Genomic DNA, 20193 nt, shown 5'->3' with positions numbered 1-20193 from the left:
GCCGCCGCATAAGACACGGCTACTTTACCGCACGCAACGCTGGTTTCGCAGCGTCGGGCACAAACTCGATGCGCGCCTGTTCCAGCATCCACGCCTCGATTTTTGTGTGCCACATGCGCAGCAGGTCGAGTGGGCGACGGCGGTAGTGCTTTTCGGCAATGGCTGACGGCTTGTGTCCCATGATTTGCGCGGAGATGCCGGCCGGCATTTCTACCCACTCGCACAGCGTACCGAAAGACCGGCGCAAGCCGTGCAGGCTTACATGCGGCAATCCGGCCACGTTCAGCGCCTTGGAGTGGGCATTGCGCGGCTCTGCCAGCCTGCCGTTGGCGGATGTGGGGCTACTGAACACCCAAGGGGACGGTTCCCATTTCTCGCCGCTTGCCTCGGTCGCGCGCATTTTTCGGACGGTGGGCGGCAGTTCATTGCGGCGCTTCAGGTCCAGCAGCAGGGACGAGAGGTAAGGAGTGAGCGGAATAACGCGCCCCGTTTCCGTTTCTACCTTATCGGCAATGGACAGGCTCCCCCATTGGAAATCCACGTCTTCCCACCGCAGGCCGCCCAACTCTTCCCGCCGTGCACCCGTGATAAGCAACCCTTGGAGGTAGGCCGATATGACCGGATTTGATATCGCCTGCACGGCGGCGAACCACGCGGGCAACTGCTCGCGTTGTAGGCAATCGTCCTTCGCCTTGGTCTTGGGTACGTACTCGCGCGAAATACGGCTGGAAAAGGCGTCAGGCGGTATAAGCCCTTTGTAGTGCGCTTGGTCGCCGCACCAGCGAACAAAGGCGCGCAGCAGCCGAAAGGAGAGGGCGGCGCTCGTCGGGCGGCTCTCCGCTTCCTTTTCCAACCATCCGGCAATACGGTCGCGGGTCAGGTCCGATAGGCGGTCATCCAGCAGGGCGGCGAGCGGCGCAGCAATCGTCTTGCCCCGCTTCCAATCGCGGTCGCCACGGTCTGCAAGGCGGATATGGTCGAGGTAATGACGCTCGGACCATTTAGGACGGCGGGCCGCAACGTAGACGGCCCAAGCATCGCCGAGGGTTACATCTTTGCGGCGGGCGGCGGCTTTTTCAGCCTCGTAAGCGGCGCGTACTTCGGCCTTTACCTCGCGCGGGTCTTTGCCCTCATCAATTAACCGTTGTAAGCGGCGTGCTTCCTCCTGCGCTTTGTCAATGTCCCAGCTTCGCGGGTCGCCAATAGTCAGGCGGACGGTCTGCCCGTGAATCCTGCCCTGAAAAATGTAGGCCTTCGCGCCGCTCGCAGTCGCGCGAAGGCCAAGCCCGGGCGTTTTCTCGTCCCATAGGAAAGCTTGCGCCTTGCCCTCGGGGCAGTTATGCCCGTCTACCCGCCGCTCCGTGAATTTAACCTTTGGCACTTTCCCCTCCCCCAAGTCCGCCCATGTAAGCGCTATGTAAGCAGATTCTAGGGCACTGAATCAACGTAGATCAAGATGGCAGTTCGAAAGGAATGCGTTAGTGCATTGTTTTTTAACGTAATTTCCGGGTTCCGTGGTCGCCGATCAACGTGAAGTAATGGGATCTTGTGCGGACTTTTAATCCGTTGGTCGCGTGTTCGAGTCACGCACGACCCACCAGCATTGCGAAAAGGCGTAGCGGGCAACCGCTACGCCTTTTTTGTTTCGTGTCCCGCGCCTGATGTTCGGGCGCGGAGCAGTCGCAAATCAGCCTTCCCTGGCCAGGTGCCTGGCGAGAAACGCTTCCATGGCTTCGTAGAAGTCGAAGGTGTTTTCCTCGTTGTGGAAGCCGTGGCCCTCGTTTTCCTTTAAGAGGTACTCCACATCCACGCCGCGCGAGCGCAGCGCCTGGACGATCTGGTCGCTCTCCGCCTGCTTGACGCGCGGATCGTTGGCGCCTTGCGCCACCAGCAGCGGCGTGCGGATCTTGTCCGCGAAGAACACCGGCGAGGCATCGTGCAGGGCTTGGCGCTCGGCTTCCACGTTGGGGTTGCCGACCATCTCATACAGCATGTCTAGCATCGGCTTCCAGTACGCGGGAATGGTCTCCAGCAGCGTGAACAGGTTCGATACGCCGACATAGTCGATGGCCGCGGCGTAGCGCTCCGGCGTGAAGGCGACGCCCGCCAGCGTTGCATAGCCGCCATAGCTGGCGCCGTAGATCGCGATGCGCTTGGGGTCCACGATGCCTTGCGCGACGAGCCAGTCGACGCCGTCGTCGATATCGTGCTGCATCGTCTTGCCCCACTGCTTGAAGCTCGCCTCCCAGAATGCGCGACCGTAGCCGGTGGAGCCGCGGAAGTTGATCTGCAGCACGGCATAGCCGCGATTGGCCAGCAGCTGCACCTCGGGGTTGAAGCCCCATACGTCGCGCGTCCACGGGCCGCCGTGCGGGTTGACCACCAGCGGCAGGCCCCGCGGCGCAGGCTCTCCCGCGCTGGCCACCGGCAGCGTCAGGTAGCCGTGGATCTGCAGGCCGTCGCGCGAGGTGAAGCGGATCGGCTGCATGCCGGCCATGTCGGCTTCATCCAGCCAGGGCTGCACCTTGCCTAGCGTGACCAGCTTTTGCGTGCCGCTGTCGTACAGGAAACGCGTGCCGGTGGTCTTGTCGCTCGACGCGGAGACGATCATGCGGGTTTCGTCGCGCGTGATGCTGGTGACGTGGTGCTCGTAGCCCGGCAGTTGCCGCTCCAGGTCGGCATGGATCTGCTCGGCGTGGGCGTCGAAGAAATGGCGGTGTGTCTTCCAGTCGGTGTACCAGGCGGCGGTCAGCACGCGACGATGCCGCGAGTAGGACAGGCCGCCGACATCTACCTCGTCGTGCTCGAAGACCAGGCGGCCTTCCTTGGCGGTCTGCGGATCGAATTCGAATATCGCCGTCTTGTCGCGGCCGCGATTCGACTGCACATACAACTGCTTGTCGTCGAAGGTAAAGAACAGCGGCGAGACCGTCTCGCGAAAGTCGGTGGTCAGGATCGGGCGGAAAGGCTCGTCCTCGGCATCGCGGTAGAGCAGGGTGGTGTTGACGCCATCGCTGGCGGTCGCTACCCGCAGGCGGCCTGCGTGGTCGGTGCCCCAGCTCATCACGTTGCCCGGGTTTTCCGCGATCTGCACGGACTCGCCAGTGACGACATCGACGCGCAGCACGTCGAATACCTCCGGGTCGCGCTTGTTGTGCGACAGCAGGATATGGCGGTCATCGTCCTCGAGATCGTCGATGATCTCCGCGCGCACGCCCGGGTACGGGGTCAGGTCGACAGGTTCGCCGCCGCCGATCGGCACCGACAGCACGTGGAAGTTCTCGTCGCCGCCAAAGTCCTTTGCGTACAAGATGTGCGCGTTGCCTTTCCAGGTGTGGAAGGGCAGGTCGCGCTCGCTCTCGTGGGTCAGCGGCCGGGCTTCGCCCAACACGTTGCCTTCGGTGTCGATGGCCTGCACGAAGACGTTCTGGCGGCCCTGGTGCCGGGCGAGGAAGGACAGGTGGCGGCCATCCGGCGAGATCGAGAACTGGGAACGGTCCGGTTTGCGGAACAGTTCACGCACGCCGTAGTGCTTCACCTTTGCCAGCGCCTGCGCACCGGATGACGGTTTGTCTTGACGCAATGCTCACTCCTTGGTGTGTTTGGGGCCGGCAAGCGGCACCAGGGCTCAGTCCGTGCGTGCCGCCTCGGAGCCCGGTGCCTGGGCGCAGGCTTGCCCGGTTGCGCCTGTGGACGGTGCGGGCGGCGTCGGGTCCTTGTCGTGCGCGGCGTCCCGGCGCTCGATTTCTTCCCGTGTGGACGTGGACAGGTCCCAGCTGGCGATAAACAGCGCGGCGATCAGCGGGCCGATCACGAAGCCGCTCAGCCCGAACAGCGCCATGCCGCCCAGCGTGGAGATCAGCACCACCCAGTCGGGCATGCGGGTGTCCTTTCCAACCAGGATAGGGCGCAGCACGTTGTCCACCGCGCCGATCACCACCGCGCAGAAGCCGATCAGGATGGAGCCCTTGCCCACGTCGCCGGTCAGCAGGAAGTAGATTCCCACCGGTCCCCAGATCAGTGCGGCGCCCACCGCAGGCAGCAGCGACAGGAAGCCCATCAGCACGCCCCACAGCAGCGAGCCCTGGATGCCGAGGAACCAGAAGGCCAGGCCGCCCAGCGCGCCTTGCACCGCGGCCACGGCGATGTTGCCTTTGACGGTGGCGCGGGCCACGGTGGTGAACTTGCGCAGCAGGTGCTGCTTGTGCGGCTCGCTCAGCGGGATCGCCCGCATGATGATCTTGGAAAGCTGCGGGCCATCGCGCAGCAGGAAGAACAGCAGGTACAGCATCACGCCAAAGCTGACCACGAACTGGAATGTGTTCTGCCCGATGCTGAGCGCCTGCGCGGCGATGATCTGGCTGGCCTGGGCGGCCCCCGTGGTGAGCTTTTGCTGCAGGTCGCTGATATCGGTCAGGCCGAAGCGGTCCAGCACCCTGGTCACCGACGGTGGCAGGGCGTGCAAGGCTTGCTGGAAGTAGGCGCCGAAATTGAGCTGGCCGGACTTGATCTGCTGGTAGACGGTGCTGCCTTCCTGGATCAGGGCGCCGGTGACAAAGATCAGCGGCAGCACGACGATCAGCAGGCATAGCGTCAGCGTGGTCAGCGATGCCAGGTTGCGTCGGCCGCCCATGCGCCGGGTCAGCCAGTTGTTGGGTGGCGTGAAGATGATGGCCAGAATGGCGCCCCAGAACACGGCGCCGAAGAAAGGCCGCAGGACGAAGCAGAAAGCTATCGACACGACTGCAAGCAGCAGGTAGAACGCCTTTTGCTGCATTTCCGCTCGTTGGGTCATTGCGCTGTCACCTTGCGTCGAAAAAGCGTTGGAGCGCGCGCCGCGATGGTGGCATTCGGCGGCTTGCCGCGGCGCGTGGCGCTGATTGCCTTCATTGCCGTATGACAGGCCCGCGGTAGGCAAGGCCGGCACAGGTGGCGGCCTTGCATGGCGTATCGCGGTGCTAACGCACCAGCGGGTCGCGGAACCCTGTGTCGACGGTGTCGGACGGGGTCTTGCTGGCATCCAGGGCGGAGCTTTTCTGAAAAGTCTCGTAGGCCCAGTAGCCGGCTGCGGCCAGCGCGCCGAACTTGGACAGCTTCCAGCCCCAGCGCAGCACCGGGGTCTTGCGCAGCAGCGGCAGCGCCAGGGACACGGCTGAGCTGAGCATCGGGTAATCCTTGGCGAGTCCAAGCAGCTTGAGCCAGGAGGCGGGCCGGGTCATGCGCGGCAGCCAGGTGCTGAAGCGGCCGAGGCGGGTCGCGCTGCCACGGACGTGATGGAGTGCCTGGGCGCAGTCGTAGCGCTCAAGCGCGGCGCGCGTGATCAGCAGCTCCTTGCGAATGGCAAGGGGCAGGCGCACCTCCCGCGCGAAACGTACGGGGCGTGGGTGCGAGCGAGGCGCTTTGGAAGTGGTTGCGGTGCCGGCCGCGTTGTCGGCCGGCTCGCCTGGGGTGTGTGGTGTGCTCATCGGCGCAGGATCTCCCGGTCTTTATCGATCTCGGCCAGCGTCGCTTCGAACAGGGGCGGGGCATTGCGCACCAGATGGCGGGCAACCGCGAGGCAGATTGCGCAGGCGGCCAGGTATAACGCAACCAGCACGCCCAGGGCCTGCCAGCGGTAGGTGTCCCAGAACACGATGGCGATCAATACGGTCAGTGTCACCATGGCTAGGCCAAAGAACACCAGGCCGAAACAGGCCAGCAAGGCCATCTTCATCAGCCGGGAGCGTTCTTCCGCGAGTTCGACACTGGCAAGTTCAAGGCGAGTCTGCACCATTGCCACCAGTGATCCTGCCAGGCTGCGCAGGGCATCCATAAACTTGGGGGAAGAGGTGGGGTCGCTCATTCAATTCCGGCGAAGGCGTGCAGCGGCGAAGCGCTGCACCTGCTGCAGACGGGGAGCCCCGCCAGCGGTGCGGGACCGCTGGCGGGGCGTTGCCCGGCACTGCGCCGCGACATGCGGCGGCACAGGTGCAAGGCGTTCGGGTTCATGCGCGAGGCCTGCGGCCTGGCGAATTACTTGCGGTTCAGCAATAGGCCGATCAGCAGGCCGACGCCGGCGGCAACACCGACAGCGCGCCACGGATGGTCATGGACGTAGTCGTCGGTGGCACGTGCAGCCGCCTTGCTCTTGGTGACCACGGCGTCCTGGAGGTCTTGGGCCTTTTCTTTGGCTTGTTTCAGCAGGCCCATGCCGCGCTCACGCAGTTCGGCAGCTTTCTCGCCTGTGGTCGAGGCCGCTTGCTTAAGCAGTTCTTCGGCATCGGACAAAACGGTCTTGACATCGCTCATCAGTTTCTCCTGTTTGCGGGCGGTGGTTTCGGATTGTGACATTTTGCCTTCCCCGCACGTTGTCGGGCAGCTTCTAGCCCTCTTTACTAGCATATGCGGGGAACCGCCGTGGTTTCAACACCACGAGTCCGACACAGCGTGTAGGACTGTGACGCAGGACAAAGGTCTTAACAAAGGTCTTAATACAAAAAGGTGATTTTGTAGTGACTTTATATTCGTTTGGGTTGGATCGCAATCGCACTAGAGTGGTTCCACCCTATTTTGCCTCTTGAGGAGACCCGCATGGCTCTACGTCTCGGTGACATCGCACCGGATTTCGCACAGGATTCCAGTGAAGGCCCGATTCACTTTCATGAATGGCTGGGCGACAGCTGGGGCGTGCTTTTCTCGCACCCGGCCGATTTCACACCGGTCTGCACGACCGAACTCGGCTTGACGGCGAAGCTGAAGGGTGATTTTGCCAAGCGCAATGTCAAAGTCATCGCACTGTCGGTCGATCCTGTCGAGTCCCATCGCGAGTGGATCAAGGATATCAACGAGACCCAGGGTACCACGGTCAATTTCCCCATCATCGCCGATGGCGACCGCAAGGTTTCCGAGCTGTACGACATGATTCACCCCAATGCGAACGCGACCTTCACGGTGCGCTCGCTGTTTGTGATCGACCCGGAAAAGAAGGTGCGGCTGACCATCACCTACCCGGCCAGCACCGGGCGCAACTTCAATGAGATCCTGCGGGTGATCGATTCGCTGCAGCTCACCGACAACCATAGCATTGCCACGCCGGGCAACTGGCAGGACGGCGAGGATGTGGTGATCGTGCCCTCGCTGAAGGACGAGGACGTGATAAAGCAGAAATTTCCGAAGGGATACAAGGCCGTGCGGCCTTACCTGCGGCTGACGCCGCAACCCAACAAGTAAGCAAGCAGCCGGCCAGGGCGCGTAGCGCCGGGCCGGCGGACCGGTGTTGTACAACGATGGGCTCGCCCGTCGTCTCTCCTTGGTAGTGTGCTTGGCCCGGCTTCGCAGCCGGGCCTTTTTATGTCTTGCGAGAGAGTGGGCGGGCCCGGGCGGCGTGCTTTAGAAGAACGCCTGGATGCCGGTCTGGGCGCGGCCCAGGATCAGCGCGTGGATGTCATGGGTGCCTTCGTAAGTGTTGACCACTTCGAGGTTGACCACGTGACGGATCACGCCGAACTCGTCCGAGATGCCGTTGCCGCCGAGCATGTCGCGCGCCACGCGGGCGATGTCCAGCGACTTGCCGCAGGAATTGCGCTTCATGATCGAGGTGATTTCCACCGCGGCGGTGCCTTCGTCCTTCATGCGGCCCAGGCGCAGGCAGCCTTGCAGGCCCAGCGTGATCTCGGTCTGCATGTCGGCCAGCTTCTTCTGCACCAGCTGGTTGGCGGCCAGCGGGCGGCCGAACTGCTTGCGGTCCAGCGTGTACTGGCGCGCGGTGTGCCAGCAGAACTCGGCGGCGCCCAGGGCGCCCCAGGCGATGCCGTAGCGGGCCGAGTTCAGGCAGGTGAAGGGTCCCTTCAGGCCGGACACGCCCGGCATCAGGTTCTCTTCCGGCACGAACACCTGGTCCATGACGATTTCGCCAGTGATCGAGGTGCGCAGGCCAACCTTGCCGTGGATGGCAGGTGCCGACAGGCCCTTCCAGCCCTTTTCGAGGATAAAGCCGCGGATCGCTTCCTTGCCGTCGTCGCCGACCAGCTTGCCCCACACCACGAATACGTCGGCGATGGGCGAGTTGGTGATCCACATCTTGGCGCCGGACAGCTCATAGCCGCCTGCCACCTTCTTGGCGCGTGTGATCATGGAGCCCGGGTCGGAGCCGTGGTTCGGCTCGGTCAGGCCGAAGCAGCCGATCCACTCGCCGGTCGCCAGCTTAGGCAGGTATTTCTGCTTYTGCGCTTCGCTGCCGAATTCRTGGATSGGCACCATCACCAGCGACGACTGCACGCTCATCATCGAGCGATAGCCCGAATCCACMCGYTCCACTTCRCGCGCGATCAGGCCGTAGGCCACGTAGTTCAGGCCSGGGCCGCCGTATTCCTCGGGAATGGTGGGGCCGAGCAGGCCCAGCTCGCCCATCTCGCGGAAGATCTCGATGTCGGTCTTCTCATTGCGGAACGATTGCAGCACGCGCGGGGCGAGCTTGTCCTGGCAATAGGCCAGGGCGGCGTCGCGCACCATGCGCTCGTCGGCGCTCAGCTGGTCGTCCAGCAACAGCGGGTCAGCCCAGTGGAATTCGGCGTTGGCAGCCATGTAGGTCTCCTTCGGTAGTGCAGGTCTAGTGCAGATCGGGATGGGCGGCCTCGCGAGCCAACCCTGAATTCAGGAAGTATCGGCGCATTCCGCGGTCCGCCGTGGTGCTTTCGTGGTTCCGCATTGCGGAACTTTGTTCCGGTGATGTAGTATATCGCAATGCGCGATCCATGCAATAGGCCGCGCTGCCTCCATCCAATCCGCGGAGATCACTTTTGGCCACTGAATCGCAAGCCACGCCTGTGGCGGATGCCGCCAGCGCCACACCGCGCGAGAGCGATCCCAATTTTGTTGCCGCGCTGGCGCGCGGCCTTGAGCTGCTGCGTTGCTTTCGCACTGGCGAGTCGATGTTGGGCAACCAGGATTTCGTGCGCCGCACGGGCTTTCCCAAAGCCACAGTGAGCCGGCTGGCCGGCACACTGGTGCAACTGGGCTACCTGCGCTACGACGATAGCCTGGGCAAGTACGCCCTCGATGCCGGCGTGCTGGCACTAGGCTATTCCTACCTGTCCGCGTCCAATGTCGTGACGCTGGCGCGCCCGCACATGCTGGCGTTCGCGCAGGCTTACGGGGTGTCGGTCTCGCTGGGCAAGCGCGAGCGCATGGAGGTGATCTATCTTGAATCGATTCGCAACGATGCGGGCGTGATGCTGGGGCTGGGCGTGGGGTCGCGGCTCTCGCTGGTATCGAGCTCCATGGGCCGCGCTTACCTGGCGGCCTTGCCGGCAGCCAAGCGCGAACGGGTGCTGTCGGAGTTTGCCCTGGCCTATCCCGAACAGTGGAAAACCCAGGAGGCGGCCATGCGTGCCACGGTGGAGCAGGCGTCGACCCTGGGCTATGCGGCGTCGTTCCGCGACTGGCACCCGGCCATCCATGCATGCGCGGTGGCATTCCGTCCGGTGGGGGAGAAGGAGCTGCACATGCTGAGTTGCAGTGCGTCCTATGGCTCGGTCGAGGAAGCGGTGTTTCACGACAAGCTGGCGCCTGCCTTGCGCGCGTTGGCGGCGCGGCTGTCGGACCCGGCGCTTTGAAGCGAGGCGACACCGGCCTTGGCCGGCGTCGCGTTGCCAATACTGCCCGCTTACAGGTCCGTGCGCAGCTTCCACAACTCCGGGAACAGCACCACGTCGAGCATCTTGCGCAGGTAGCTGACGCCTTCGGTACCGCCGGTGCCGCGCTTGAAGCCGATCACGCGTTCCACGGTGGTGACATGGCGGAAGCGCCACTGCCGGAAAGCATCTTCCAGGTCGACGAACTTCTCGCCTAGTTCATACAGTTCCCAGTGCGCCTCGGGTTTGCGATAGACCTCCAGCCATGCCGCTTCCACCGAGGCGTTCTCGCCGGCCGGCTTGGTCCAGTCCCGCTCGATGCAGGCCGCATCGATGGCAAAGCCGCGCCGCGCCATCAGGCGGATCGCTTCGTCATACAGCGACGGCGTGCGCAGGGCTTCTTCCACCAGCGCCAGGTGTTGCGGCTGGTGCGCATGCGGGCGCAGCATGGCCGCGTTCTTGTTGCCGAGGATGAACTCGATCTCGCGGTACTGGAACGATTGGAAGCCAGACGACATCCCGAGGTAAGGGCGCATCGCCGAGTACTCCGGCGGCGTCATCGTCGCCAGCACGCTCCACGCCTGCACCAGTTGCTCCATGATGCGCGAGACTCGCGTGAGCATCTTGAAGGCAGGCGGCAACTGGTCCTGGCGCACGCATTCGCGCGCGGCGCGCAGCTCGTGCAGTGCCAGCTTCATCCACAGCTCGCTGGTCTGGTGCTGCACGATGAACAGCATCTCGTTGTGCTCGGGCGAGAGCGGATGCTGGGCGTTGAGAATCTGGTCCAGCGCCAGGTAATCGCCGTAGCTCATGTCCTTGGCGAAATCCATCTGGGCGTCGTGCCAGCTGGCATCGCTGGTCTCGGTGGCGCCTGCGCCCGACATCGGGCATCCCTTGTGGTTGCTCATGGCGTGCTCCTGCTCAGGTCACCAGGCCGCGCGTCTGGTGACGCTCGGCCTTGTAGGTGCCGCTGTCGAGCACGTCGCGCAGGATTTCCACTGCATCCCAGACTTCGGTGAAGCTGGTGTACAGCGGCGTGAAGCCAAAGCGCGCGATGCGTGGCTCGCGGTAGTCGCCGATCACGCCGCGCTCGATCAGGGCCTGCACCACGGCAAAGCCGTCCGGATGGGCAAAGCTCACATGGCTGCCGCGGCGTGCATGGGCGCGCGGGGTCACCAGTTCGAGCGGGTGCGCGGCGCAGCGTGTTTCCACCAGCGCGATAAAGAGGTCGGTCAGCATCAGCGACTTGGCGCGTAGCGCTGCCATGTCGGTCTGGGCGTAGATATCGAGCCCGCATTCGACCATGGCCAGCGAGGCAATGGGCTGGGTGCCGCACAGGAAGCGCGCGACGCCTTCGCGCGGGCGGTAGCCGGGTTCCATCGCGAACGGCGCGGCGTGGCCCCACCAGCCGGACAGCGGTTGCCAGAAGGCATCGCGCAGCGAGGGCGCGACCCACAGGAAGGCGGGCGAGCCGGGGCCGCCGTTGAGGTACTTGTAAGTGCAGCCGACCGCGTAGTCCGCACCCGATGCCTTGAGCGCCACGGGCACGGCGCCGGCCGAGTGGGCCAGGTCCCACACCGTGAGCGCGCCGCGGGCATGCGCCATCTCGGTCACGCTGGCCATGTCGAGCATTTCGCCGGTCTTGTAGTTGACATGGGTCAGCATCAGCACGGCGGTGTCGGCGTCCACCGCCGCATCGATCTCCTCGGGCGCATTCACCAGGCGCAGCGAATAGCCTTGCTGCAGCAGATCGGCCAGCCCCTGTGCGATGTAGAGGTCGGTGGGGAAGTTGCTGGCTTCCGATACGATCACCTTGCGCTTCGGGTCGCGGGTCTGCTGCACGCGCAGCGCGGCCGCCAGCACTTTGAACAGGTTGGAGGAGGTGGTGTCGGTCACCACGACTTCGTCCTCGCCGGCGCCGACCAGCGGTGCCAGCATATTACCCAGGCGCTGGGGCAGTTCGAACCACCCGGCCGTGTTCCAGCTGCGGATCAGGCCCGTGCCCCATTCCTCGCTCACCACTTCGGCGGCGCGTGCCGCGGCGCTGCGCGGGCGCGCGCCCAGCGAGTTGCCATCGAGGTAGATCACGCCTTGCGGGAGCGCGAACTGGTCGCGCAGGTGGCGCAGCGGATCTTCTTGGTCGAGGGCGAGGCATTGCTCGCGAGTCAGTGCGGTCATGTGTGAGAGGTTTCCTGGGGGGAGGTTGGGTTCGGGTCGTTCAGTGCGATCGTTCAGGCCAGGCTGCGCAGCACGGCACGCACCGGGCTTGCATCGAGTCCGGCAAAGCGCAGGGGCAGGGCGATCAGTTCATAGTCGGCCTCGGCCACGGCGTCGAGCACCAGGCCTTCGAGGATGGCCAGGCGATGCTGGCGCACCATGTTGTGCGCGGCCATGGTCTTGGATTCCTGCGGGTCCAGCGAGGGCGTGTCGATGCCGACCAGCGTCACGCCGTGCGCTGCGAGCAACGCGATGGTTTCCGGCGCGACCGCGCAGAAGTCCGGGTCCCACGTCGCCAGCGGCGCTTGCTGGTAAGTGCGCAGCAGCACACGCGGCGGTACGCCTGCCAGCGCATGTTCGATGTGGCGGGGCTCGACCAGCGGGGCCGCACCGATGCAATGGATCACCCGGCACGGGCCGAGGTAGGGCGCCAGGTCCACCGCGCCGATGGGCGCGCCGTCGGCGGCGTAGTGCAGCGGCGCATCGGCATGGGCGCCGGTGTGGGGCGACATGGTGATGCGCCCGACATTGACGGGGCAGTGGGCGTCGATCTGCCAGTTGCGCTCGAGCTGGAACGGCGTGTCGCCCGGCCAGACCGGCGTGTCGGGCGAGAGCGCGGGACTGATGTCCCAGAGCTGGCGCGGCCTATCGTTGGTATCGGGGGTGGGGCGGTTCGTCATCGGGGGCTGACGCCTGGGAGCGGCGTTCCAAGGCTCTTCATGGAGCGGATGACGGCATGATAGTCAATATTACGGACAAGAGGCTTGCGAAATGGCCAGTGGATTCCAGTGGTTTTCGCATAGAATTTCATTTATGAAGAGAATCATGGAAGAATCTGCGAAATGAACCTGGATCCCATCGATTTGCGCATCCTGACCTGCCTCCAGGAGAACGGGCGCATCAGCAACCAGGACCTGGCCGACCGCGTGGCGCTGTCGCCTTCGGCCTGCCTGCGGCGGGTGCGTTTGCTGGAGGAGGACGGTGTGATCGGCGGCTACCGGGCGTGGTTCGACGCCGAGCGGCTCGGCCTGGAACTGGAGGCGATCGTGCAGGTATCGATGCGCCCCGAAACCGAGGGCTGGCACGATACCTTCAACGCGGCGGTGCAATCCTGGCCTGAAGTGGTGTCGGCCTACATCATCACCGGCGACAGCAATTACATCCTGACCGTGCAGGCGCGCAACCTCAAGCACTACTCGGATTTCATCGTGAACCGGCTCTACCGCACGCCGGGCGTGATGGATATCCGCTCGAACATCGTGCTGCAAAGGATCAAGACGGATGGCTCGCCGCTGGCGGTCGTCAAGGGCGAGCCGCGGCCCTGAGGGCTGCCGGCACTCAGCGCGGCGCGTGCAGTGCGATCAGGCGGCGCAAGGTGTCCTTGAGCTGGTTGCCCTGCGCGACGCCAAAGTCATCCAGCACTTGTTGCTCGTGCGTGGCGGCCTGGTCGAGCAGGGCGCGGGCGCGGCTGCGGCCGCGCGCGGTGATCGATACCAGCGCATGGCGGCGGTCCAGGGCACCGTTGCGCCGCGTGACGAGGCCGTCGGCGGCCATGCGGTCGATCAGCTTGGTCAGGGTGGGCTGCTTGGTGAGCGTGATATCGGCCAGCGCGCCGATGGTGCAGTCTGGCCGGTCGGCCAGCGTGGCCAGCACGCGCCATTCGGGCACGGAGAACCCGGCTGCCTCGACCTGCCGATGGAACTCGCCCGACACAAGGTGGCTGGCCCGCGCCAGCAGATAGGGCAGGTAGCCATCTACAAAAGCGTCTGGGGCCGCCGGGGCCGGCTTGGGCGAATCCTTCATGACTGCTGCGCCCGGACTTCAGTCCGTCAGCGGATCGGTGGTGGCAAAGCGGCCGTCGTGGAACACCAGCGGGTTGCCCGCGTTGTCGTGCACGCCGCAGCGCTCCACCTCGCCCACGAAGATGACGTGGTCGCCCTCGTCGTAGCGGCTGCGGTTGTGGCATTCGAACCAGGCCAGCGCGTTGGCCAGGATCGGCAGGCCGTTCTCGGACAGGCGGTAGTCGACACCCGCGAAGCGGTCGCCCTTGAGCGTGGCGAAGCGCTGGCACAGGTCCAGTTGCGAGGCCGACAGCACATTGATGATGTAGTGCGAGCCGTCGCGGAACATCGGCAGGCTGTTGGCGCGTGTGGCCATGCTCCATAGCACCAGCGGCGGATCGAGCGAGACCGAGTTGAACGAGCTGGCGGTAATGCCCACGAAAGGCGCGCCCGGCGGCGAGCCAGGGCCCGCGCGGGTGGTGATTACCGTCACGCCGGTGGCGAACTGGGACAGCGTGCGCCGGAAGTGCAGCGTATCGAAATCGGGAGAAGCGGCTTTGCCGATGATGCTTGGCGTGGCCTCAGGCATGCCCATAGCGCGGGCTCCACTGGGATCCATGAAATTTCATATATTATTTGCGCCAGCGACAAGAATCACAAGCACAAAGCTAATGCGTCCGGCGGGAGGCATCGGTGGGCTGGCGCACCAAGGCCATTCCCCCGGGACCCTGCCAGGATCGCAGCAGATCGCACCAGGAGGAGACCTATGCTCATCGAGCAAATCGAGCACCGCTGGCTGGCGGCTTTTCGGCGCACCCTTGAACTGTGCGCCCTGTCCGCCCAGGAAGTGGTTGGGATTGTAACGGAGTCCCAATCCCGACGTGTCAATGTGGAGTTGGCGGAACTGGCGGTGCAATCGCTGGGCGCCACGCCCGTGCGCATCCGGGTGCCGTCCCCGGCGCTTGCCGCCCCCGCGCCAGTGCGTTCCACCGGCGCCAGCGATGCCTTGCAGCAACTCGCCCCGGTGGTGGCCGCCTTGCAGCGCTGCCACCTGGTGATCGATTGCACCGTGGAGGGCCTGCTGCATGCGCCCGAACTCCCGCTGATCCTCAAAGGCGCCGACGGCATCGTGCCGCGCCTGCTGATGGTCAGCAACGAACATCCCGAGATCCTGGAGCGCTGCCTGCCCGATCCCGCGCTGGAGAGCAGCGTGCGCGCGGCCATGAAACGGTTGCGTGGCGCAGGCGAGATGCGCGTGCATTCGGCCGCCGGCACCGAGCTGCGCGTCGGGCTCGCAAGCGCGCGCGTCGGCGGCGTCTGGGGCTACTGCAACAAGCCGGGCCAGGTCGCGCACTGGCCGGGCGGCCTGTGCCTGGCCTTTCCCGCCGGCGGGCAGGTCAACGGCACGCTGGTGCTCGCACCGGGCGACGTCAACCTGACCTTCAAGACCTACCTGCGCGACACCATCGTCTGCCATATCGAGGATGACTACATGGTCGGCATCGAAGGGCAGGGCATGGACGCCGACATGATGCGCGGCTACTACGCGGCGTGGGCCGACCGCGAAGGCACGCGCGATGCCTACGCGGTTTCGCACGTGGGCTGGGGTTTGAACCCGCAGGCCCGCTGGGATGCGATGACGTTCTATGACAAACGCGACTGCAACGGCACGGAGCTGCGCGCCTTTGCCGGCAACTTTCTCTACTCCACCGGCGCCAACGAGGTCGCCGGCCGCCACACGCTGGGCCACTTCGACCTGCCGCTGCGCAACTGCACGATCACGCTCGATGGCGTGGGCGAGGTGGACGAGGGCCGGCTCGCCGGCCCGGCCACGCCCGAAGCGGCCCATTCAAACAATAAGGCAAGCGCATGAACGAGAACGTGAATCCTGGCGTGACCCACCCCCAGCCCTACCCCCAGCCCCAGCCCCAGACCCACGCCAATGGCATCTCCACCATCGCGCAGGGCACCGGCCCCGTGGCCGTCGTGATGCTGCATGGCATCGGCGGCGGCAAGGCCGCGTGGCCGGCGCAGATCGCTGCGCTGGTGCAAGCGGGCTATCGCGCGGTGGCCTGGGACATGCCTGGCTACGGCGACAGCGCCATGATCGATCCCTGTGATTTCGCCGGGCTGGCGCATGCCTTGCAGCCGGTGCTGCAGGCTGAGCGCGATGCGGGCCGGCGCGTGGTGCTGCTAGGCCACAGCATGGGCGGCATGGTCGCGCAGGAAGCTTACGCAGCCATGCCAGGGCTGATCGACGCAATGGTGCTGTCAGGGACGTCGCCCGCATTCGGCAAGGCCGATGGCCAGTGGCAACGCGACTTCGTGGCTGCGCGCACGGCGCCGCTCGATGCCGGCAAGACCATGGCGGAGATGGCCAACGGGCTGGTGCGCGCCATGGTCGCGCCGCAGGCCGAGCCTCGCGCGGTGGCGTTCGCCGCCAGCGTGATGGCGGCCGTGCCGCCCGACACCTATCGCGCCGCCCTGCAGGCGCTGGTGTGCTTTGACCGGCGCGAAGTGCTGGCGCGCATCACCGTGCCGGTGCTGGTGCTGGCCGGCGAGCACGACGCCAATGCCGCGCCCCCCGTGATGGAGCGCATGGCGCAGAAGATCGCTGGCGCCGAGTACCTGTGCCTGCCCGCGGTGGGCCACCTGGCTTGCATGGAGCGCCCGGCGGATTTCAACGCCGCCGTGCTCGGCTTCCTGGGGCGGCATTTCCCGCTGCACTGAATCCACAAGAACATCGAGGCATCGCCACGCGCGTGGCCGATGCCCGGGAGACACGATCATGCCACTGGACTTCATTCCCGCCGTCGGCAGCGCCGATTTCACCGAGGCGCAGGAGCGCCTGCTGACGCTCGCCAACCGGCTCGGCCGCGAGCGCTTCGGCCCGCGCGCGGCGCAGTGGGACCGCGAGGCCAGCTTCCCCTTTGCCAACTATGATGATCTGCGCGAGGCCGGCCTACTGGCCTTGTGCGTGCCGCGCGAGTTTGGCGGAGAGGGCGCGGACTTCGCCACGTATTGCATGGTGGGCGCGGAGATCGGCCGCTTCTGCGGCGCCACCGCGCTGACCTACAACATGCACATCTGCTCCACCATGTGGACCGGCATGCTGGCCGACGGCATCGCCATGACGCCCGAGCAGCGCGCCGAGCACGAGGCCCGGCGCGAGCTGCACTTTGCGCGCGTGGTGAAGGACGGCGCGATCTACGCTCAGCCCTTCTCGGAGGGCTCGGCCGCCGCAGCCGGGCGCGCACCTTTCGGCACCAGCGCACGCAAGGTCGAAGGCGGCTGGGTGCTCAATGGCCGCAAGATCTTCGCATCGCTGTCGGGCGCCGCGGACTACTACGGCATCCTCTGCACGGAGGAGTGCGCGGACCATTCGCCCGATATGCGCGACACGCTCTACATCGCGGTGCCGGGCAAGGCCGAAGGCCTCACCGTGACCGGCGAGTGGGACCCGATGGGCATGCGCGGCACGGTGTCGCGCACGCTGCTGCTCAAGGATGTGTTCGTCGCCGACCAGGAGCAGCTGATGCCGCGCGGCGTCTATTACAAAGCGGCGCAGACCTGGCCAGCCATGTTCTTCACGCTCTCGCCGACCTATCTCGGCGTGGCACAGGCCGCATATGACTTCACCGTGCAGTACCTGCGCGGCGAAGTGCCGGGCCAGCCGCCGGTGAAGCGCCGCATGTATCCCACCAAGCAGATCGCCGTGGCGCAGATGCGCATCCAGCTGGAGAACATGCGCTCGATCTTCTGGCGCGTGATTCATGAAGCCTGCGCCAGCCCGGGGAAGGATGCGCGCATGCGGCTGTACGCTGCGCACTACAGCGTGATGGAAGGCGCCAACGACATCGCCCGGCTGGCGATCCGCACCTGCGGCGGCCAGTCCATGCTCAAGGACCTGCCGCTGGAGCGGCTCTATCGCGATTCGCGCTGCGGCGCGCTGATGCTGCCCTGGACCGCCGAGCTGATCCTGGACCGCATGGGGCGCGAGACCCTGTACGAGTCGGGCGAGCGCGACGAATGAGCGAGCGCGCCAACCGGCTGTTCGCTGGCACGCCGGAGCCGGGCGCGCTGCTGCGCACGCTGCATGCGCATGTCAGTGCCGCGCCCCTGCGCCCGGCGCTGCATAGCCTCGGCTACACCATCGGCTATGGCAAGCTGTGGCGCCGCGTGGAACGCGTCTGCGCGCACCTGGCCGGCACCTGGGGCGTGCAGCCGGGCGATCGCGTGGGCACGCTGTGCCTGAACCACGATCTGCAGCTCGCCATCCTGTTCGCATGCGCAAGGCTCGGAGCCATCTTCGTGCCGCTGAACTTCCGGCTGGCCGTGCCGGAGCTGAGCGCCATCGCCGCGCATGCGGGCATTCGTGTGCTGTTCCACGATGCGCCGCACGCGCAGGCTGCGGCGGCGGTGGCAGCCGCCCTGCCGGAGCCTGCCGCGCGGGCGCCGATCGATAGCCTGATCGACCGGCCGGCGCCGCTGGACACACCCCTGCCGAGGCCATCGCAGCCGCCCGGCGAGGCACCCCTGCTGCTGGTCTACACCTCCGGCTCCACTGGCCATCCCAAGGGCGCGCTGCACACGCAGGCCGGCTTGCTGGCCAACGCGCGCGCAAGCTGGTGGGCGCACGGCATGACGCGGGACGACCATGTCTTGTCCGTGCTGCCGCTGTTCCATGTGGGCGGCTTGTGCATCCAGACGCTGCCGGCATTGCTGGCCGGGGCGCAGGTGACGTTGCACCAGCGTTTCGCGCCGGATGCCTGGCTCGATGCGTGCGCGCAGGCGCAGCCCACGCTGTCGCTGATGGTGCCAGCCACGCTGCGCGCGGTGCTGGAACATCCCGGCTGGCCAGGCGCGGACCTCTCTTCGCTGCGCGGCGTGATGGCTGGCTCCTCGCCGATTCCCCGCGCGTATATCGATGCCTTCCATGCGCGCGGCGTCCCGCTCGGGCAGGTCTACGGCGCTACCGAGACCGGTCCCGTATCGGTCGTGCTGCGCCTGGACCAGGCCAAGGCCAGGCCCGGCTATGCCGGCTGGCCCCAGCCGGAGGTGCAGGTGCGGCTAGCCGATGCGCAAGGCGTTGCGGTCGCCGACGGCGAAGTGGGCGAGCTCTGGCTCGCGGGCGCCAACCTGATGCAGGGCTACTGGCGGCAGCCGGAGCATCCGGATTTCCGCGATGGCTGGTTCCGCTCGGGTGACCTTGCGCATCGCCATACCGATGGTTGCATCGAGGTAGTCGGCCGCAGCAAGGACATGATCATCTCGGGCGGAGAGAACATCTATCCGGCCGAGATCGAGAACGCGCTGCTGGGCCTGCCCGGCGTGCTGGATTGCGCGGTGGTGGGGCTGCCGGACGCGCGCTGGGGCGAGGTGCCGGTTGCCGTCGTGGTGCCTGCCGATGGCGCGGATCGCGCCGCGCTGGCGCCAGAGGCGCTGCGTGAAACGCTGGCGCTGTCGATTGCGCGGTTCAAGCTGCCGCAGCGGGTGGTGCTGGTGGACAGCCTGCCCAGGAGCGCGCTTGGCAAGGTGCTCAAGCCCCAGTTGCGGGCGATGGTGGCGGCGTCGTTGCGCTAGCGTCCGGCTGAGGGCCTTGCAGAGCCTCGGCCAGGAACGCCACGAACACGCCCACCTTCCGTTGCAGGTGCCGGTGGCTGGCATAGAGCGCATAGATGCTCCGGCCGGCCAGCGCATGCTCCGGCAGCACCCTGACCAGCTCGCCGCGCGCCAGCAGGGGCAGCGCGATGAACGAGGGCAGTGCGCCGATGCCAAGGCCGGCCAGCAGCATATCGCTGAGCAGCAGGCTGTTGTTGGCCGAGAAGCGCGCGGGCACTTCGATGCTGGTGGTGCCTTGCGGCCCTTCCAGGTGCCAGCTGCCGGGATAGTCGGCCAGCTGGTAGGCCAGGCAGTCGTGGCTGCGCAGGTCCTCGACGGTGCGCGGCGTGCCGCGCGCTGCCAGGTAGGCGGGGGCGGCGCAGATGGTTTGCTCTACCTCGCCCAGCCGCCGCGCGATGAGGGACGAGTCCGTCAATGCCGAGCGGATGCGCAGCGAGACGTCGAAGCCCTCCGACACCACGTCCAGCAAGCGGTCGTCCAGGGTCAGCTCGACCTGTACCTGCGGATAGCGCGCCATGAACGTCACCAGCAGGGGTGAGAGCACCTTGAGCCCGAATGATAGGGGCGCGTTCACGCGCAGGCGGCCGCTGATCTCATCCGTGCCAGCGGCCGTGGCCCGCTCCAGCGCATCGAGCTCGTCGAGCAGGCGGCAGCATTCGGCAAAGTAGGCGCGGCCGGTTTCCGACAGGCGCATGCGGCGCGTGGTGCGCTGGATCAGCAGCGCGCCCAGACGCGCCTCCAACTGGCGCACCTGCTTGCTGACCGCGGCGGTCGACTGCCCGAGATCGGCGGCAGCCTGGCTGAAGCTATCGCGTTCCACCACGCGCCGGAAGGTACGCATCGCCGCGAGCAGATCCATATATTTTCCCGTCAGTTGAATATGTTTGTCTGAATTCGCAGATTATCTACCATCGCGTGCCTAATAGGATGGCGGCATGCCTTCCACGTTGCTGTGGAAACCG

The 20193-nt window shown here is 65.9% G+C and carries 20 protein-coding genes; 7 read left to right on the top strand and 13 right to left on the bottom strand.

The features are described 5' to 3' along the window. Positions 1 to 19 precede the first annotated feature (19 nt). From AC1DQR_RS03250 to AC1DQR_RS03225, 6 genes are all read right to left on the bottom strand, one after another. On the bottom strand, positions 20 to 1381 hold the full coding sequence (locus AC1DQR_RS03250) for a tyrosine-type recombinase/integrase (protein ID WP_477132504.1): 1362 nt from the start codon (positions 1379 to 1381) through the stop codon (positions 20 to 22). Between the two features lie 306 nt (positions 1382 to 1687). After that, on the bottom strand, positions 1688 to 3583 hold the full coding sequence (locus tag AC1DQR_RS03245; protein ID WP_416049360.1) for an alpha/beta fold hydrolase: 1896 nt from the start codon (positions 3581 to 3583) through the stop codon (positions 1688 to 1690). Between the two features lie 45 nt (positions 3584 to 3628). Next, on the bottom strand, positions 3629 to 4795 hold the full coding sequence (locus AC1DQR_RS03240; protein ID WP_416049359.1) for an AI-2E family transporter: 1167 nt from the start codon (positions 4793 to 4795) through the stop codon (positions 3629 to 3631). Between the two features lie 163 nt (positions 4796 to 4958). Continuing rightward, on the bottom strand, positions 4959 to 5465 hold the full coding sequence (locus tag AC1DQR_RS03235; RefSeq protein ID WP_416049358.1) for a DUF3318 domain-containing protein: 507 nt from the start codon (positions 5463 to 5465) through the stop codon (positions 4959 to 4961). Next, the gene (locus tag AC1DQR_RS03230) at positions 5462 to 5842 is read right to left on the bottom strand and encodes a phage holin family protein (RefSeq protein WP_150984121.1); all 381 of its coding nucleotides are present in this window, start codon (positions 5840 to 5842) and stop codon (positions 5462 to 5464) included. Before AC1DQR_RS03230 ends, AC1DQR_RS03235 begins: the two co-directional genes overlap by 4 nt. A 170-nt stretch (positions 5843 to 6012) precedes the next feature. Next, complete coding sequence (locus AC1DQR_RS03225; RefSeq protein WP_324291756.1) at positions 6013 to 6330, bottom strand: ElaB/YgaM/YqjD family protein; 318 nt, start codon at positions 6328 to 6330, stop codon at positions 6013 to 6015. Between the two features lie 240 nt (positions 6331 to 6570). On the opposite strand from AC1DQR_RS03225, the gene AC1DQR_RS03220 reads away from it, so the two are divergent. Next, positions 6571 to 7209: a peroxiredoxin gene (locus AC1DQR_RS03220; protein WP_416049357.1), complete on the top strand. Its 639-nt coding sequence runs from the start codon at positions 6571 to 6573 to the stop codon at positions 7207 to 7209. Between the two features lie 159 nt (positions 7210 to 7368). Here the strand turns inward: AC1DQR_RS03220 and AC1DQR_RS03215 are convergent, their stop codons facing one another. Beyond that, complete coding sequence (locus AC1DQR_RS03215; RefSeq protein ID WP_006162948.1) at positions 7369 to 8562, bottom strand: acyl-CoA dehydrogenase; 1194 nt, start codon at positions 8560 to 8562, stop codon at positions 7369 to 7371. A 215-nt stretch (positions 8563 to 8777) separates the two neighbouring features. On the opposite strand from AC1DQR_RS03215, the gene AC1DQR_RS03210 reads away from it, so the two are divergent. Next, positions 8778 to 9593 (top strand): IclR family transcriptional regulator, encoded by an 816-nt coding sequence (locus AC1DQR_RS03210; RefSeq protein WP_416049356.1) that lies wholly within the window; start codon positions 8778 to 8780, stop codon positions 9591 to 9593. 50 nt (positions 9594 to 9643) lie between these two features. Here AC1DQR_RS03210 and kynA read toward each other — a convergent pair whose 3' ends face one another. Genes kynA through kynB form a run of 3 tightly spaced genes read right to left on the bottom strand, consistent with a single transcriptional unit; the run spans position 9644 to position 12508 of the window. Next, positions 9644 to 10519: a tryptophan 2,3-dioxygenase gene (gene kynA / locus AC1DQR_RS03205; protein WP_150984125.1), complete on the bottom strand. Its 876-nt coding sequence runs from the start codon at positions 10517 to 10519 to the stop codon at positions 9644 to 9646. A 13-nt stretch (positions 10520 to 10532) separates the two neighbouring features. Further along, a complete protein-coding gene (kynU, locus tag AC1DQR_RS03200; RefSeq protein ID WP_416049355.1) occupies positions 10533 to 11789 on the bottom strand; it encodes a kynureninase in 1257 nt (418 codons plus the stop codon). Positions 11790 to 11842: 53 nt separating this feature from the next. Further along, positions 11843 to 12508: an arylformamidase gene (gene kynB / locus AC1DQR_RS03195; RefSeq protein ID WP_416049354.1), complete on the bottom strand. Its 666-nt coding sequence runs from the start codon at positions 12506 to 12508 to the stop codon at positions 11843 to 11845. 162 nt (positions 12509 to 12670) lie between these two features. On the opposite strand from kynB, the gene AC1DQR_RS03190 reads away from it, so the two are divergent. After that, the gene (locus AC1DQR_RS03190; protein ID WP_043348484.1) at positions 12671 to 13153 is read left to right on the top strand and encodes an Lrp/AsnC family transcriptional regulator; all 483 of its coding nucleotides are present in this window, start codon (positions 12671 to 12673) and stop codon (positions 13151 to 13153) included. 13 nt (positions 13154 to 13166) lie between these two features. Here the strand turns inward: AC1DQR_RS03190 and AC1DQR_RS03185 are convergent, their stop codons facing one another. Beyond that, positions 13167 to 13631, bottom strand: a complete 465-nt coding sequence (locus AC1DQR_RS03185) for a MarR family winged helix-turn-helix transcriptional regulator (protein ID WP_416049353.1) — start codon at positions 13629 to 13631, stop codon at positions 13167 to 13169. 18 nt (positions 13632 to 13649) lie between these two features. Further along, a complete protein-coding gene (locus tag AC1DQR_RS03180; RefSeq protein ID WP_006162962.1) occupies positions 13650 to 14204 on the bottom strand; it encodes a flavin reductase family protein in 555 nt (184 codons plus the stop codon). A 171-nt stretch (positions 14205 to 14375) separates the two neighbouring features. On the opposite strand from AC1DQR_RS03180, the gene AC1DQR_RS03175 reads away from it, so the two are divergent. The 4 genes from AC1DQR_RS03175 to AC1DQR_RS03160 are packed head-to-tail and all read left to right on the top strand — an operon-like array spanning position 14376 to position 19192. Next, a complete protein-coding gene (locus AC1DQR_RS03175; protein ID WP_477132503.1) occupies positions 14376 to 15482 on the top strand; it encodes a 2,5-dihydroxypyridine 5,6-dioxygenase NicX family protein in 1107 nt (368 codons plus the stop codon). Further along, the gene (locus AC1DQR_RS03170; RefSeq protein WP_416049351.1) at positions 15479 to 16339 is read left to right on the top strand and encodes an alpha/beta fold hydrolase; all 861 of its coding nucleotides are present in this window, start codon (positions 15479 to 15481) and stop codon (positions 16337 to 16339) included. The genes AC1DQR_RS03175 and AC1DQR_RS03170 overlap by 4 nt, the downstream gene beginning before the upstream one ends. A gap of 58 nt (positions 16340 to 16397) precedes the next feature. After that, positions 16398 to 17642 (top strand): acyl-CoA dehydrogenase family protein, encoded by a 1245-nt coding sequence (locus AC1DQR_RS03165; RefSeq protein WP_416049350.1) that lies wholly within the window; start codon positions 16398 to 16400, stop codon positions 17640 to 17642. After that, positions 17639 to 19192: a class I adenylate-forming enzyme family protein gene (locus tag AC1DQR_RS03160; RefSeq protein WP_416049349.1), complete on the top strand. Its 1554-nt coding sequence runs from the start codon at positions 17639 to 17641 to the stop codon at positions 19190 to 19192. Before AC1DQR_RS03165 ends, AC1DQR_RS03160 begins: the two co-directional genes overlap by 4 nt. Here the strand turns inward: AC1DQR_RS03160 and AC1DQR_RS03155 are convergent. Then, positions 19149 to 20090, bottom strand: a complete 942-nt coding sequence (locus AC1DQR_RS03155; protein ID WP_477132502.1) for a LysR family transcriptional regulator — start codon at positions 20088 to 20090, stop codon at positions 19149 to 19151. The genes AC1DQR_RS03160 and AC1DQR_RS03155 overlap by 44 nt on opposite strands. Between the last annotated feature and the right edge of the window lie 103 nt (positions 20091 to 20193).

The sequence above is a fragment of the Cupriavidus sp. 05L411 genome (genome assembly GCF_056398045.1).
The sequence above is the reverse complement of the archived record's forward strand: the minus strand, read 5'-3'. Positions and strand labels throughout refer to the sequence as shown.